The sequence below is a fragment of the Caulobacter sp. FWC2 genome (genome assembly GCF_002742625.1).
Classification (GTDB): Bacteria; Pseudomonadota; Alphaproteobacteria; order Caulobacterales; family Caulobacteraceae; genus Caulobacter.
The window spans coordinates 1085047-1098256 of record NZ_PEBF01000001.1; the positions used below are offsets into that span (position 1 = coordinate 1085047).

At 69.4% G+C, this 13210-nt stretch carries 16 protein-coding genes, 1 tRNA gene and 1 pseudogene; 8 read left to right on the forward strand and 10 right to left on the reverse strand.

The features are described 5' to 3' along the window. Window positions 1–4: 4 nt before the first annotated feature. The 4 genes from CSW62_RS05205 to CSW62_RS05220 all read right to left on the reverse strand — a co-directional run bounded on the left by CSW62_RS05205 (window position 5) and on the right by CSW62_RS05220 (window position 1396). Window positions 5–403 carry a helix-turn-helix domain-containing protein gene (locus tag CSW62_RS05205; protein WP_099576111.1) on the reverse strand — a complete coding sequence of 133 codons (399 nt, stop codon included), beginning with the start codon at window positions 401–403 and terminating at the stop codon, window positions 5–7. Between the two features lie 231 nt (window positions 404–634). Continuing rightward, a tRNA-Leu gene (locus CSW62_RS05210) sits at window positions 635–718 on the reverse strand. A gap of 85 nt (window positions 719–803) precedes the next feature. Next, window positions 804–1067 carry an alpha/beta fold hydrolase gene (locus tag CSW62_RS05215; protein WP_099576112.1) on the reverse strand — a complete coding sequence of 88 codons (264 nt, stop codon included), beginning with the start codon at window positions 1065–1067 and terminating at the stop codon, window positions 804–806. Beyond that, window positions 1067–1396, reverse strand: a complete 330-nt coding sequence (locus CSW62_RS05220) for a nuclear transport factor 2 family protein (protein ID WP_099576113.1) — start codon at window positions 1394–1396, stop codon at window positions 1067–1069. The genes CSW62_RS05215 and CSW62_RS05220 overlap by 1 nt, the downstream gene beginning before the upstream one ends. A gap of 104 nt (window positions 1397–1500) precedes the next feature. Here CSW62_RS05220 and CSW62_RS05225 point away from each other — a divergent pair, with 104 nt between their 5' ends. The 6 genes from CSW62_RS05225 to CSW62_RS05250 all read left to right on the forward strand — a co-directional run bounded on the left by CSW62_RS05225 (window position 1501) and on the right by CSW62_RS05250 (window position 5260). Next, entirely contained in the window at window positions 1501–1854 is a 354-nt protein-coding gene (locus CSW62_RS05225; RefSeq protein ID WP_233206620.1) for a helix-turn-helix domain-containing protein, read from the forward strand. Between the two features lie 77 nt (window positions 1855–1931). Continuing rightward, window positions 1932–2117, forward strand: coding sequence for a DUF3008 family protein (locus CSW62_RS05230; RefSeq protein WP_099576115.1), 186 nt, complete (start codon window positions 1932–1934; stop codon window positions 2115–2117). Window positions 2118–2119: 2 nt separating this feature from the next. After that, on the forward strand, window positions 2120–2812 hold the full coding sequence (locus CSW62_RS05235) for an extensin family protein (protein WP_199170519.1): 693 nt from the start codon (window positions 2120–2122) through the stop codon (window positions 2810–2812). Window positions 2813–2927: 115 nt separating this feature from the next. Continuing rightward, on the forward strand, window positions 2928–3419 hold the full coding sequence (locus CSW62_RS05240) for a hypothetical protein (protein ID WP_099576117.1): 492 nt from the start codon (window positions 2928–2930) through the stop codon (window positions 3417–3419). Window positions 3420–3527: 108 nt separating this feature from the next. Beyond that, window positions 3528–3962: a DUF2231 domain-containing protein gene (locus CSW62_RS05245; RefSeq protein WP_099576118.1), complete on the forward strand. Its 435-nt coding sequence runs from the start codon at window positions 3528–3530 to the stop codon at window positions 3960–3962. Beyond that, on the forward strand, window positions 3959–5260 hold the full coding sequence (locus CSW62_RS05250; protein ID WP_099576119.1) for a sorbosone dehydrogenase family protein: 1302 nt from the start codon (window positions 3959–3961) through the stop codon (window positions 5258–5260). The genes CSW62_RS05245 and CSW62_RS05250 overlap by 4 nt, the downstream gene beginning before the upstream one ends. Here the strand turns inward: CSW62_RS05250 and CSW62_RS05255 are convergent, their stop codons facing one another. Genes CSW62_RS05255 through CSW62_RS05270 form a run of 4 tightly spaced genes read right to left on the reverse strand, consistent with a single transcriptional unit; the run spans window position 5261 to window position 9411 of the window. After that, complete coding sequence (locus CSW62_RS05255; protein WP_099576120.1) at window positions 5261–5560, reverse strand: hypothetical protein; 300 nt, start codon at window positions 5558–5560, stop codon at window positions 5261–5263. It abuts the gene before it with no gap. Then, a complete protein-coding gene (locus tag CSW62_RS05260) occupies window positions 5557–8103 on the reverse strand; it encodes a cbb3-type cytochrome c oxidase subunit I (protein ID WP_099576121.1) in 2547 nt (848 codons plus the stop codon). The genes CSW62_RS05255 and CSW62_RS05260 overlap by 4 nt, the downstream gene beginning before the upstream one ends. After that, window positions 8100–9062, reverse strand: a complete 963-nt coding sequence (gene coxB, locus CSW62_RS05265; RefSeq protein WP_099576122.1) for a cytochrome c oxidase subunit II — start codon at window positions 9060–9062, stop codon at window positions 8100–8102. Before coxB ends, CSW62_RS05260 begins: the two co-directional genes overlap by 4 nt. Beyond that, a complete protein-coding gene (locus CSW62_RS05270) occupies window positions 9052–9411 on the reverse strand; it encodes a cytochrome c family protein (RefSeq protein ID WP_099576123.1) in 360 nt (119 codons plus the stop codon). Before CSW62_RS05270 ends, coxB begins: the two co-directional genes overlap by 11 nt. A 227-nt stretch (window positions 9412–9638) precedes the next feature. Between CSW62_RS05270 and CSW62_RS05275 the strand changes: the two are divergent. Further along, window positions 9639–10091 (forward strand): annotated as a pseudogene (locus CSW62_RS05275) (cytochrome c); the annotation flags it as partial. A gap of 19 nt (window positions 10092–10110) precedes the next feature. Here CSW62_RS05275 and CSW62_RS05280 read toward each other — a convergent pair. Both CSW62_RS05280 and CSW62_RS05285 read right to left on the reverse strand, forming a co-directional pair. Further along, window positions 10111–10821: a cytochrome b gene (locus CSW62_RS05280; RefSeq protein WP_233206621.1), complete on the reverse strand. Its 711-nt coding sequence runs from the start codon at window positions 10819–10821 to the stop codon at window positions 10111–10113. Then, a complete protein-coding gene (locus tag CSW62_RS05285; protein ID WP_099576125.1) occupies window positions 10818–11549 on the reverse strand; it encodes a cytochrome c oxidase assembly protein in 732 nt (243 codons plus the stop codon). Before CSW62_RS05285 ends, CSW62_RS05280 begins: the two co-directional genes overlap by 4 nt. A gap of 163 nt (window positions 11550–11712) precedes the next feature. Here CSW62_RS05285 and CSW62_RS05290 point away from each other — a divergent pair, with 163 nt between their 5' ends. Next, the gene (locus CSW62_RS05290) at window positions 11713–13005 is read left to right on the forward strand and encodes an amidohydrolase family protein (protein WP_099576126.1); all 1293 of its coding nucleotides are present in this window, start codon (window positions 11713–11715) and stop codon (window positions 13003–13005) included. Window positions 13006–13210: the final 205 nt, after the last annotated feature.

Genomic DNA, 13210 nt, shown 5'->3' on the forward strand with positions numbered 1-13210 from the left:
GGCGCTAGTCCTCGCCGGCGATGGCCTTGGCCAGGTCCACCAGATGCTTGCGCATGCCGGTGGACGCGATCGCCACGTAGGACCGCGCCAGTTCCGGGCCGCCGGGCAGCGACCAGAACTGGGCCATCTCGTTGGCCAGGTCGGCGGCGGTGGTGTCCGCCTCTTCCGGATCGTCCAGGCCCTCGAAGAAGAAGCCGATCGGCGTCTTCAGGAACATGGCGGTGGCCTGCAGCTTGCTGGCGCTGATCCGGTTGGACCCGCCCTCGTACTTCTGCACCTGCTGGAAGGTCAGTCCTAGCGCGTCGGCCAGGGATTGCTGGGAATAGCCCAAATCCTTGCGGCGCATGCGCAGGCGACGACCGACATGAATGTCGACGGGATCAGGGGTCTTGTCTTCAGCCATGCTCACAAACTCGGACGCGACGGTGGGGGAGGAAACGACTCATCGAGTGGCGATACGCGAACGCCATGCTGATCTTGAGCGGAGTCGAGGTCCCAAGAAACGTATAATCTATGCGAAATGTCGTATTCACGCACGGCGGGAAGACCCTCGCGGCGTACGCCTTTCGGTCACATCGCGCGGTGCGGGTTTCGAGTTCGAGCTGCAACCGCTCCCGCGCCGGGCGTCTGTCGATGGTAGGGACGGTGGGACTCGAACCCACACGGATTGCTCCAACGGATTTTAAGTCCGGTGCGTCTACCATTTCGCCACGTCCCCATGCCCGTGGCGTAGGGGTTTTCGGCCGCGATCACAAGGCGGTGGCCGATCTGAAGTCCAGGAGCTCCGCGAGCCGTAGATGGGTTCAGCGCCGCCCGTGGGTCTCCAGGAGCGACAGAACGGAGCGGTTGAAGGCCGCCGGCGCCTGCCACGGCGCGAAGTGGCCGCATCCGGCCAGGACCTCCAGTTCCGCCCCGGGAATGGCGCGCGCGATCCAGGCGGCATGGGTTGGAAGGATGAACGCGTCGTGCTCAGCCGGGGCGATCCTGACCGTCGCGCGGCCAGCGCCCTTTGTGCCGGCGGTGACCACGGCGCGGACGCCTTCGAATTCACGGTGATCGGCGGACATCAGGCGATCTCCAGGCCTGAAATGGCCTCGCCGTCCAGCTTGAAGCGGAAGGCGAAGGGGAGGGGGCTGCCCGGGAAATCGCCGGCGGTGGTCCCATCGACGATCAGCGCGCCGTCATCTTCCTCGCGCCAGGCTTCGGGGGTGAAGACCGCGCGCGCGGCGATGGTCGCCGACTGGATCCAGGGCCTGATCTCGGCGTGCCCGCGATGCTCGCGCGCCTCGTCCTTGACGACGGCGTCGGGGGCGAAGGCGGCGAGCATGCCGTCGACGTCAAGGCGGGCGTTGGCTTCCACATAGGCGGCGATGGGGCGGGGGAGGTTGGTGGACACCGAGGGTCTCCGGGTCAAGGTTGCTGTCCGACCCAAACTGTGAACACCCTCCCGAAATGACAAGAACGGACGAAAAAGTAAGGTACGCACCTGAAAGTAAGCGGGTGGCCTATACGGCGGATACCGCGTCGCTGAGCATCCAGAATGTCATCCGGGTGCTGGAAGGGCGGTGGAAGCTGGTGATCCTGTTTCAGCTGTTCGGCGGCCGGGTGCAGCGGTTCTCGGATCTGGAGCGCGCCATCCCCGGCGTGTCCCAGAAGATGCTGATCCAGCAACTGCGACAGCTGGAGGCCGATGGGGTGGTGACGCGGATCGTCCACCCGCAGGTGCCGCCGAAGGTCGAGTACCATCTCACCGCGTGGGGACAGTCGCTGTGCCCCGCTCTGGACGCCCTGCTGGTCTGGGCCGAGACCGCGCCCGCCGAGCAGCGCGCGCGGTTGATCTCCGAGGGTCAGTAGAGGGGCGTCGCCCCGGCTCCGCGACACCGAATTTCTGATCGTGCGTTGACTGGTGTGAAAGCCAGGAGACCTGAACCATGCCCGCCAAATCCGCCGCCCAGCAAAAGGCCGCCGGCGCCGCCCTCTCCGCCAAGCGCGGCGACACGCCCAAGAGCGAGCTCAAGGGCGCGTCCAAGTCGATGCTGTCGATGAGCGAGAAGCAGCTCGAGGACTTCGCCCACACCCAGCGCAAGGGTAAGCCCGAGCACGCTGACGACCGGTGAGGTTGCCGCGCCCTCGCCTCGCCGCCCTGACGCTGCTGCTCGGCTGCGTCGCCTGTCAGCCCCTGGCCGATCTCGGCTTCGATCGCCGACCGGTCTACATCAGCGAGCCGATCGATGGCTCCACGCGCGGGCGGCTGTTGAACGCGGTGGGCGAGCCACAGGCCTGCAAGGCGTGGTTGGCGACGGCGGGGCTAAGCTTCCGGCCGGTCGCGGACCGGACTGAGGGGAGCTACTGCCAGGTGACGGGGGCCGGAAACCTGGTCGACGCCACGCCCAGGATCGATGCTTCCCTGTCCCCGGCGCGACCGATGATGGCCTGTGACCTCGCCGCAGCCGTGGCCATCTGGCGGCGGCAATCGGTAGGGCCGGCCGCCCGGGAACTGTTGGGCTCTGAGGTTCGCCAGATCGACCATCTGGGAGTCTACGCCTGTCGTGGCGTCGGCGATCCGATCACCGGCCGGCCCAGCGCCCACGCGCGAGCCGAGGCCATCGACATCGCCGGCTTTCGCCTGACCAACGGCCGGCGCATCACGGTCGACAAGGACTGGGACGGGCAGGGGGCCGAGGCGGCCTTCCTGCGCCGGGTGCGCGACGACGCCTGCCGGGTGTTCGGCGTCACCCTGTCGCCAGACTACAACGCCGCTCACGCCAACCACCTGCATTTGGAAGCGGGGCGCGGAGCGTTGTGCAGCTAGGTCGCCATCCACCCACGGCGGGAGACGATCCCCCGCAGCGCTGCATCCACAGCGCAAAATCCCGGTTGGCGCGACGAGGCCGTGAACTCCGAAGCCTCTTAGGTGTTCAGCCAGGATGAAAGCTCTTTCCCTCGTTCCCTCCGCCTTGATCGGTGTCGTCGCCAGCGCACGCTCCATGACGCCCATGGCCGCCCTGGCGACCGCCCGGCTGGCGGGGCGCGCCACGCCTGGCCAGCTTGTCCTGCTGGACCAGCCCCTCTTCAAGTTCGGCGCCCTGGCCATGGGCGTAGGCGAGCTGTTTGGCGACAAGATGAAGTCGGCGCCGGACCGGACGGTGTTCCTGGGGCTGCTAGCCCGGGTGATGAGCGCCGGTATCGCGGGCGCCGCTCTGGCGCCCCGGGGCCGCGAACGCGCCGGCGCGGCGATCGCGGTCACGACTGCGGTCCCTCTGGCCTATCTGACCCTGGCCGGTCGCAAGCGTGGCATGGCCCGCATCGGGCAGACGCGCAGCGGCCTGATAGAGGACGCGCTGGTGGTCGCCGCGGGCGCCGCCGTCGTGGCTCTGACCGTCGGGCGCGAGCGTCGCTGGTTTCCGCGCGCCGCCTGAACCCAGTCGAGGGCCGCCCCACACTCGCGGGGGCGGCCTTCGGGATGAGCCCTAACGAGGGCGCGCACACCGCGCCGCTGACGTCACGCGCGCCTTTCGGAGAGTCCCATGCCAGCTTCTCGAGGGATCAGAGCCACGCTGCTCCATCCCGTCCACGCCATCCTCCTCGCCTTCCCCGTCGCCCTGTTTTCAGCGGGGCTCGCCTCGGATGTCGCCTACCTGAAGAGCGCGGCCGTCCAGTGGACGAACTTCTCGTCCTGGCTGATCGCTGGCGGATGTTTCTTCGGCGGACTGGTGCTGGCCTGGGCCATCGTCGCGGCCGTCTTCCCAGGACGCGCGGTGCGCGGGCGGGCGCTGGCCTATCTGGCGGCGGTGGCCGTGATGTTCATCGCCGGCCTCGTCAACGCCTTCCAGCACAGCCACGACGGCTGGAGTTCGGTGGGATCGCTGGGCCTGACCTTGTCGATCGTCTCGACCGTGGCGGCGCTGGTCGCCGGGCTGATCGGCTATTCTGAACAACGCGTCGAAGGACTCGCTCGATGAGCAAACGCTTGCTTCTCCTCGCCGCCGCCGCAGTCACCCTGCAGGCCTGCGGCCGCAGCGATCCGGGCCTCGACCAGACGGGCGCCGGCAAGCCGCCGCTTCCCGATCAGCAGCAGACCCTGCTGCCGCCGATGAAGATCGCCAAGCCGACCGGCTGGGACAACGCGACGCCGGTCGCGCCGAAGGGCTTCATCGTCACGGCCCTGGCCACGGACCTGAAAATCCCGCGCCAGATGCTGGTGCTGCCCAATGGCGACATCCTGGTGGCCGAGGGCTCGGGCGGGGCGCAGGCGCCGAAGGTCCGCCCCAAGGACATCATCGCCGGCTATATCAAGGCCCAGGGCAAGACCAAGGTGAAGGGCGGCAACCGCGTCACCCTGCTGCGCGACGCCGACGGCGACGGTCGGGCCGAGGTCAAGGAGACGCTGATCGAGGGCCTCAACGCCCCCTATGGCCTGGCCTTCGTCGACGGTCAGCTCTATGTCGCCAACCAGGACGCCCTGCTGCGCTTTGCCTTCCAGCCGGGCCAGACCCGGATCACCGAAAAGGGCGTCGAGGTCACCAAGCTGCCCTCGCGGATCAACCACCACTGGACGAAATCGCTGGCCGCCAGCGCCGACGGGACCAAGCTCTATGTCGGCATCGGCTCCAACAGCAATATCGGCGAACGCGGCCTGGACGTCGAGGAAGAGCGGGCGGTGGTCTGGGAGATCGACCGCCTGACCGGCGCCCACCGCACCCTGGCGCGCGGCATCCGCAACCCGACCGCCCTTGCCATTGAGCCACAGACCGGCGCCCTGTGGGCCGTGGTCAACGAGCGCGACGAACTGGGCCCGCAGCTGGTGCCAGACTACCTGACCTCGGTGCGCGACGGGGCCTTCTACGGCTGGCCCTACAGCTACTGGGGCCAGAACGTCGATCCGCGCGTCCATCCTCAGAAACCGGACATGGTGGCCAAGGCCATCGCGCCCGACTACGCCCTGGGCTCGCACGTGGCGGCGCTGGGCGTCAGCTTCGCGCGCGACGGCGGCTTCGGCGGGAACTTCCGTGAGGGCGCTTTTGTCGGCGAGCACGGCAGCTGGAACCGCCAGGATCTGTCCGGCTACAAGGTCGTCTGGGTCCCGTTCGCGGGCGGGCGTCCGAACGGCAAGCCCGTCGACTTCGTCACCGGCTTCCTGGACGGCAAGGGTCATGCGCGCGGCCGTCCGGTGGGCGTGGCCTTCGATCCGGCCAAGCGCATCCTTCTGATCGCCGACGATCTCTCCAACACCGTCTGGCGCGTGGCGCCGGCGCGGTAGCTAGCTCAGCCAGGCCGGCGCCGATTGCCAGAGGATCGCGACGCCGGCCAGGGCCGCCCCCAGGGCGGAGACATGATGACGGAAGGCCGCGCCGGGCTCCTCGGCGCGGCCTTTTCGCCATCCGGCCACCGCCAGGAACGCCACTGCCGCGAGGCAGGCCAGGGTGGTGACGCTGTGGGCGATGGCCAGGGTCGCGGGCGGGGCGGCGCCGATGGCGCCCAGGCTGGGCAGGGCGTAGACGATTGCGAAGTGCAGCAGCCAGATGGCCAGCCCCGCCAGCAGGCCGCGCCAGGCCCTCATGCTGGGATCGCCGCGAACAGGCGCGGGACGGCCAGGGTGATCAGGCCCTGGACAGCCACATAGGCCTGGAACAGCCCCACCAGCTGCACGGTCGCTGGACGGTCGGGGCCGACATAGCCGAACAGCCAGCGCAGCACGACATAGCCGGCCATGATCGCGCCGATCACGACGAAGAAGCCCTGCCAGGCCTGCATGGCGTGGACGATCGCGCCCTGCGCGCTGAGATCCGGCGCCAGGCCCGAGGCGCGCCAGGTGGTCAGGTCCAGGCCCCAGGCCGCCGCGCCCAGCGCGCCGGCCGCGACGGCCAGCAGAACGGTGAGACGCGGGCTGCGGGCCAGGACCCGGCTGGCCAGCCAGGCCGAAGCGATGGCCGCCAGGTTCATGATCGCCACGGCCAGGGTCTCGAGCCCTATCGGCGCGGCCCATGGCGTGGAGGCGCGGCTCCACAGGAAGACGTAGGAGAAGACGCTCATGGTCAGCACCATGCCGGCCACCACCAGGGTGATGACCATCGCCCACCAGCCGGTGCTGGACGGTCCGCTGGCGTAGGTCCGCAGCATCAGGCCGGCGCCGACGTCGACTTCGCGCAGGGGCTGGGGGTGATCCAGAAACCAGCACCAGCGGATCACGCAATAGGTGGCCAGGAGCCCGCTGATCACCGAGGCCGCATAGGCCTGCACGGTCAGCAGCAGGAAGAAGCCCGCCGTGAACACCGCCGCCCAGACATGCCAGCCAGAAGGCTTGGGCATGGGCAGCAGGTGCTGCGGCTCTGCCTCGATCGGACTGGTGACCAGGGTCTCGCGCCCGCCGGTCGGCGCGCCGGGCAGGAAGTAGCGGCCCGCCTCGACGTCGCGCGCCAGGTTCTTCTGGTCCCACAGCGGATACAGCGACGTTACGACCGGAATGCTGCGGACCGAGTAGAGCTCGGACGGCAGCCACTCCAGGCCCGGCCCATCGTGTATGTTCCCCGCGCTCGCCCCGAACGGACGGAAGTTGCGGGCCATGTCGAAGATCCAGACCAGCACCCCGGCGGCGAACACGAAGGCGCCGACGCTGGAGATCAGGTTCGGCCATTCCAGGTCGCGGCCGGGCGCATAGGTCCACACCCGGCGCGGCATGCCCATCAGGCCCGACAGGTGCATCGGCAGGAAGGCGAGATGCATGCCGCCAAACATCAGCCAGAAGGTCCAGCGTCCCAGTCGCTCGCTCAGCGGCCGGCTGGAGACCATCGGCGTCCAGTAATAGATCGCCGCGAACAGCGGGAAGACCATGCCGCCGATCAGCACATAGTGCAGGTGGGCGACGATGAAGTAGGTGTCGTGGGCCTGCCAGTCGAACGGCACCATGGCGGCCATCACCCCGGTCAGTCCGCCCATGACGAAGATCAGCAGCGAGCCCAGCACGAACAGGCCCGGGGTGTTGAACCGCATCTTGCCGCTGGCGACCGTGGCGATCCAGGCGAAGACCTGAACGCCCGCCGGCAGGCTGACCGCCATCGAGGCGGCCGCGAACACCCCGACCGAGGCGCCGGGCAGGCCCGTGGTGAACATGTGGTGGGCCCAGACGCCGAAGCTGATGAAGCCGGTGGCCAGGAAGGCCAGCACCACCATCCAGTGGCCGACCAGCCGCGTGCGCGCCACCGCCGGGACGATGGTCGACATCGCGCCCGCCGCCGGCAGGAAGATGATGTAGACCTCCGGGTGGCCGAAGAACCAGAAGAGGTGCTGCCAAAGCATCGGATCGCCACCGCGCGTGGCGTCGAAGAAGGGCCAGTTCAGGGCCCGCTCCAGCTCCAGCAGCGTCGTGGCCAGGATCACCGACGGGAAGGCGATGATGATCATGCCGGCGAAGACCAGCATGGCCCAGGCGAAGACCGGCAGCTTGTCCAGGCTCATGCCCGGGGCGCGGGTCTTCAGGACCCCGACGATGATCTCGACGGCCCCCGCGATGGCCGAGATCTCGATGAAGCCGATGCCCAGCAGCCAGAAGTCGGCGTTGATCCCCGGCGAATAGGTCGTCGAGGTCAGGGGCGGATACATGAACCAGCCGCCATCGGGCGCCAGGCCGAAGAACAGCGAGCAGAAGAAGGCCAGCCCGCCGATCAGATAGGCCCAGAAGGCGTAGGCCGACAGGCGCGGGAAGGGTAGGTCGCGCGCGCCCAGCATCTGCGGCAGCAGCAGAACGCCCAGCGCCTCGACCGCCGGCACGGCGAACAGGAACATCATCACCGTGCCGTGCATGGTGAAGACCTGGTTGTAGGTCTCCTGCGGCAGCACCCCGTTCAACGGCAGGGCCAGCTGGACGCGCATGACCAGGGCCAGGACCCCGGCCAGCACGAAGAACAGCATGGCCGCGCCGACATAGTAGACGGCGACGAAGTTGTTGTTGATCGCGGTGATCCACTGCCAGCCCTTGGGCGCGCACCAGATCTCTTCCAGCGCCTCGGCCTCGCCCTTGGGCCGCCGGCCCTTGGTGGGAAAACGGTCGTAGAGGGAACGGTCTAAGCCGGTCTCGGAGCCTTCGCTCTTCGGAGGAGGGCTCACTTCAGGCTCTCCAGATAGGCCGAGACGGCCCGCAGGTCCTGGCCGCTCAGCACCGGATAGGCCGGCATGCGGTTGCCGGGCTTGATCGCCTGGCTGTCGGCGATCCAGCCGCCCATCGTTCCGGCGTTGTTGGGCAGCACGCCCGCGCCCAGGGTGCGGCGCGATCCGACATGGGTGAGGTCCGGTCCGGCCACGCCGGTGGCCGAGGTCCCTCGGATCGTATGGCAGGCGCCGCAGCCGCTCCGTTCGAACACCGCCGCCCCGGCCGCCTGCTGGGGAAGAGCAGCGGCTGGACGCGCCGCGCGCTCGCGCCAGCGGACATAGTCCTCGGGCGCGTGGGCGATGACGACGAAGGCCATCAGGGCGTGGGCGCCGCCGCAATATTCGGCGCATTGGCCGCTATAGGTTCCAGGGCGGTCGGCCTGGATCCGCAGGACGTTGCGCCGGCCGGGGATCATATCCAGCTTGCCGGCCAGGCGCGGCACCCAGAAGCTGTGGATGACGTCCGTGGACTCCAGTTCCAGCGCGATGGTCCGCCCGACCGGGACGTGGATCTCATTGGCGTCCTGGAAGAGCTCGCGGCCGGCGGCGTCCAAATAGGCCACTCGCCACCACCACATCTCGCCGGTCACCCGCACGCGCAGATCGCCCGGCTGCGGCGCTTCGGACAGGCGCGACGTCAGGGACAGACCCCAGACCAGCAGCGCGCTCAGCACCACGACCGGAAAACCCAGCCCCGCGATCCAGATCAGCCGCTCGCCCCCCAGGCGCTGTCGCCAGGCGCGCGGCGCGAAGAGCGCGATGGCCAGGGCGACCAAGACCACGGCCATGACCAGGACAGCCATGGCCAGAAGGCCCCAGGTCAGGGTGTTGAGCGGCGCGGCGAACGGCCCGGCCGGATCCAGCACCGGCGGCGGCCAGCCCTTGAAGCTCTCGTCGGCGGCGGTCCTAGTCGTCATGGAGCGTGTAAAGATAGGCCGCGATGTCGCGGGCTTGCGTCTCGGTCAGGTTCGAGGCGGGCATGCCCGTGTCCGGCGATAGGGCCGGCGGGTCGCGCAACCAGCGCACCAACACATCGGGCTGGTTGGGGTGGCGGCCGGCGATCAGGGTCCGATCGGCGAAGCCGGCCAGCGCGCCGCCGACCTGCCCACGCGGCCACGCCACGCCCGGGATCTGGTGACAGGCGCCGCAGCCCTGGGCCTCGATCAGCGCCAGGCCTCGTTCGGGATCGGCGCCGGAGATCGCGCGGACGGTCGGCTTTTCGGCGCAGGCGGCCAGGGTCGCCAACCCGATCATCGCGCCCATCATGTTGGGGCTCGCCGTTCTCGATCCGCTGGTCACGCCATCCCCGAAGCCGCCTTCGGAGGCTCAACCCGTCCGCGCGCTCAAGGTTCCGGGGAACCGCGCTCCCGGCCGCCGGTTTAGCCGCTGTGCGCCGCCTTCCGCTCCTCCTCGCCCTGGCGGCCTTGTCCGCCTGCGACCGCCCCGTCAGCCAGACCGATCAGGCGCTGAGCGCCACCGGCCGGACGATCGCCATGAGCGGCGGCGCGGGCGGCGCGGCCAAGGCCTGCTTCTCATGTCACGGCCTGGACGGGGCCGGCGACGGCGTGTCGACGCCGAGACTGGCCGGGCTGGACGTCGGCTACCTCCAGAAGCAGATGGAAGACTACGCCGCAGGCCTGCGCCTGGACCCGGTGATGACGCCGGTGGCCAAGCCGCTGGACGACCAGGCGCGACGGGCGGTCGTCGCCTACTACGCCGGGCTGCCGTCGTCTGACGGGGGCGGCCTGGCGGGACCCGCACCGGCGCTGTGGCGCGACGGTGATCCGGCGCGCGGCCTGGCGCCCTGCGCCGCCTGTCACGGTGACCAGGGGCAGGGCGTCGGTGGCGGCCAGCCCGCCCTGGCCGGTCAGCCGCCGGCCTATATCCGCGAGCAGATGGACCGCTGGCGGCTGGCCAAGCGGCGCAACGATCCGCGCGGCGCCATGGGCGATATCGCCCGCAAACTCACGCCCGCCGAAGTCGACGCCATAGCGGCCTGGTTGCGGCGGCAACCCGCTTCTCCATCGCCCGCCAGCGACGCTGCCAGCGCGTCCGGCGCGGCGGCAGCTGCGGCGCGATCGGCAGCATCCCGTGAAGGACGTCGTCTCGATCGATGAAGTGGTGCTTGAGCACGGCTCCGGCGTGGATCGGGATCAGCGCCGTCAGGCTGACGACGAAACCCCAGTGCAGCCACTCCGCCGCCGCCTCGATGGCCCACAGCGTCGGATGGGAGAGCTCGCCCAGCGGCATCAGCGGCCAGGGGATGACGCCCAGCAGGGCCAGGTCCGTCTCGCGCGCCGTCGCCGAGACCATCGCCCAGCCGCTCAGCGGCAGGCCCAGCAGGCAGGTGTAGAAGACATAGTGGGTGACATGGGCGGCCACGCTCTCCCAGCCCGGCTTGTCGGCGTCGTTGATGGTGTCCGGCGCGAACAGCCGCCAGCCCAGGCGGCCCAGGGCCAGGACCAGCATCAGGATCCCCACGGCGTAGTGGACCTCATAGGCGGCCGCCATCGTCGCCCCGGCGGGCGCGCGGCCCATCCACAAGCCCCAGCCCAGCTGGAAGAACGCCAGGGCCGCCATCGTCCAGTGGAAGACGATGGCCACCGGCGAATAGCGACCCTCGTCGGCATGGCCGGCGGCCCATTCGAAGATGTTGGCGATCAGCCGGTCGATCATGCGGGGCGCGCCACGGGACGAGGGCGCAGCACCCCGGCCAGGATCGACAGCGCCGAGCCCAGATAGACACCCGCAGCCGGTATCCACATGATCAGGCCGGCGATCTGCTGATCGTCCAAGGGGCTAAGGCCCCAGGCGAGCGTGGTCAGGGCGTGGGGGGCGTAGAGGGCGCGCGGCGCGAAGGTCAGGATCGCGCCCAGCAGGCCCATCAGGACGGTGGTGGCGAGCAGCGCGGTGATCGCGCCGCCCGGCCGCGCCGCCCGAACCGCGCGCCACGCCCCCGTCGCGGTCGCCAGCAGGCTGGCCTGCATCAGGGCGTAGACCAGATCGTTCGACATTGCCGCGGCGTAGGCGGCCGGCGCATGCCAGACCCAGAACACGGCGACGAAGCCGCTCGTCCAGACGGCGAGATGGGGCGCTCGCGCGGGCCGGGGCAGGGCCCAGGCGATCAGCGGCGCGACGGCCGCGACCAACAGCACGTGATGGACGGTGCGGGCCGAAAACAGCGCCGAACTCAAGGCGCAGAGCGGCGAGACGAAGGTGATGGCCAGGATCAGCACGGCCCCGGCCGCGAGCCCCCGGCGCTCTGTCGACACCGCCGCCAGCAGCCCGGCCACCAGCGCCAGGAGCGTCAACGCCACCGGGTCGAGGTTCCACCGCGTCCATAGCTCGGCCGGGATGGGACCCGCGCCGCAATAGGGCGACCAGAGGCGATCGGCGTTGGACATATGTCGGTTCCGGTGGCGTTCCAGCTTGCAAATCCCTAGCGGGCGGCGACGTTCCCAAGCGGCGGCCAAGCCTGAACCGGGCCCCGCCATCACCGAAGCCTCGACACCGCGCGCCCGGGTGCTAGCGTCACCGGCTCAAGTTTGTGACGGGGACGAGAACGACATGCATGTGGGGATCAAGGCTGCGGCTCTTGCCGCGGGTATCGGGGCGGTGGGCGTTCTGGCGGCGGGAACGGCGAGCGCCGCCCAGGTCGAGGCGGTCAGCGCCGCGCGGCTGCTGGACGTGGCCAGCGGCAAGTATGTCGACAATCCGCTGGTGATCGTCACCGACGGCCGCATCACCAGCATCGGCAAGAAGGGCGACGCGGTTCCCGCCGGCGCCAAGGTCGTCGACCTGCCGGGCGCGACCCTGCTGCCGGGCCTGATCGACATGCACACCCACATCGACGGCCTGGCCGAGATCGGCGGCTATAACAGCCTGGAATACAGCGACCGGTTCTGGAGCGTGGTGCAGGTCGCCAACGCCAGGAAGACGCTGGAGGCGGGCTTCACGACCATCCGCAATGTCGGCTCAGCCGACTTCGACGACGTGGGTCTTCGCGAGGCGATCGATGGCGGCTACGTGATCGGGCCGCGCATCGTCACGGCGACCTGGGCGATCGGGGCGACTGGCGGCCACTGCGACTCGACCTTCTTCCCGCCGTCGATGGACGAGAAGGGCCCCTACAACATCGACAGCCCAGACGAGGCGCGCAAGGCGGTCCGGACGCTGAAGAAGTACGGCGCCCAGGTGATCAAGATCTGCGCGACGGGCGGGGTGTTCTCGCGCGGCGACGAGCCGGGCCAGCAGCAACTGACCTATGACGAGATGCACGCCGTGGCCGACGAGGCCCACATGGCCGGCATCAAGGTCGCCGCCCACGCTCACGGCGCGGCGGGCATCCGCGAGGCGATCAAGGCCGGCATCGACACCATCGAGCACGCCAGCCTGGTCGACGACGAAGGCATCAAGCTGGCGGTCCAGCACGGGACCTACTTCTCGATGGACATCTACAACACCGACTACACCCAGGCCGAGGGCAAGAAGAACGGCGTGCTGGAGGATAACCTGCGCAAGGACCGCGACATCGGCGAGATCCAGCGGCAGAACTTCAAGAAGGCTCTGAAGGCCGGGGTGAAGATGGTCTACGGCACCGACGCCGGGGTCTATCCGCACGGCGACAACGCCAAGCAGTTCGCGGTCATGATCCGCTATGGCGCGACGCCGCTGCAGGCCATCCAGTCGGCGACGATCACCGCCGCCGAGGCGCTGGGCCAGACCAAGGACGTCGGCCAGGTCGCCGTCGGCCGCTGGGGCGACATCATCGCGGTGGCGGGTGACCCGCTGGCCGACGTGACGACGCTGGAAAAGCCGGTGTTCGTGATGAAGGGCGGCGCGGTGGTGAAGCAGCCGTAGGGCCCTAAGCCTCCTTCAGAGGCTATGCGGGGCCGCCGGAAGCGCTGAGCTTGCGGCGGTCCCGGCTTTCCGCAGCGCTGCGACCAGAAGGACCGTCAGGTTAGGCCGAAAGCCGAGGTTTCCCGACCGACACGATGTTGCGGTCAAGAAACCGAATTCCGCCGACTTGCGCAAAAAATGGTGCGCGATCTCGGTGCTTGCCGCG

Excerpts from the sequence above, each read along its gene's own strand:
- CSW62_RS05245 (WP_099576118.1), top strand. The coding sequence starts at position 3,528 with ATGCCAGCTTCTCGAGGGATCAGAGCCACGCTGCTCCATCCCGTCCAC.
- CSW62_RS05240 (WP_099576117.1), top strand. The coding sequence starts at position 2,928 with ATGAAAGCTCTTTCCCTCGTTCCCTCCGCCTTGATCGGTGTCGTCGCC.
- CSW62_RS05250 (WP_099576119.1), top strand. The coding sequence starts at position 3,959 with ATGAGCAAACGCTTGCTTCTCCTCGCCGCCGCCGCAGTCACCCTGCAG.
- CSW62_RS05280 (WP_233206621.1), bottom strand. The coding sequence starts at position 10,821 with ATGATCGACCGGCTGATCGCCAACATCTTCGAATGGGCCGCCGGCCAT.
- CSW62_RS05215 (WP_099576112.1), bottom strand. The coding sequence starts at position 1,067 with ATGTCCGCCGATCACCGTGAATTCGAAGGCGTCCGCGCCGTGGTCACC.
- CSW62_RS05285 (WP_099576125.1), bottom strand. The coding sequence starts at position 11,549 with ATGTCCAACGCCGATCGCCTCTGGTCGCCCTATTGCGGCGCGGGTCCC.
- CSW62_RS05230 (WP_099576115.1), top strand. The coding sequence starts at position 1,932 with ATGCCCGCCAAATCCGCCGCCCAGCAAAAGGCCGCCGGCGCCGCCCTC.
- CSW62_RS05205 (WP_099576111.1), bottom strand. The coding sequence starts at position 403 with ATGGCTGAAGACAAGACCCCTGATCCCGTCGACATTCATGTCGGTCGT.
- coxB (WP_099576122.1), bottom strand. The coding sequence starts at position 9,062 with ATGACGACTAGGACCGCCGCCGACGAGAGCTTCAAGGGCTGGCCGCCG.
- CSW62_RS05270 (WP_099576123.1), bottom strand. The coding sequence starts at position 9,411 with ATGATGGGCGCGATGATCGGGTTGGCGACCCTGGCCGCCTGCGCCGAA.
- CSW62_RS05290 (WP_099576126.1), top strand. The coding sequence starts at position 11,713 with ATGCATGTGGGGATCAAGGCTGCGGCTCTTGCCGCGGGTATCGGGGCG.
- CSW62_RS05255 (WP_099576120.1), bottom strand. The coding sequence starts at position 5,560 with ATGAGGGCCTGGCGCGGCCTGCTGGCGGGGCTGGCCATCTGGCTGCTG.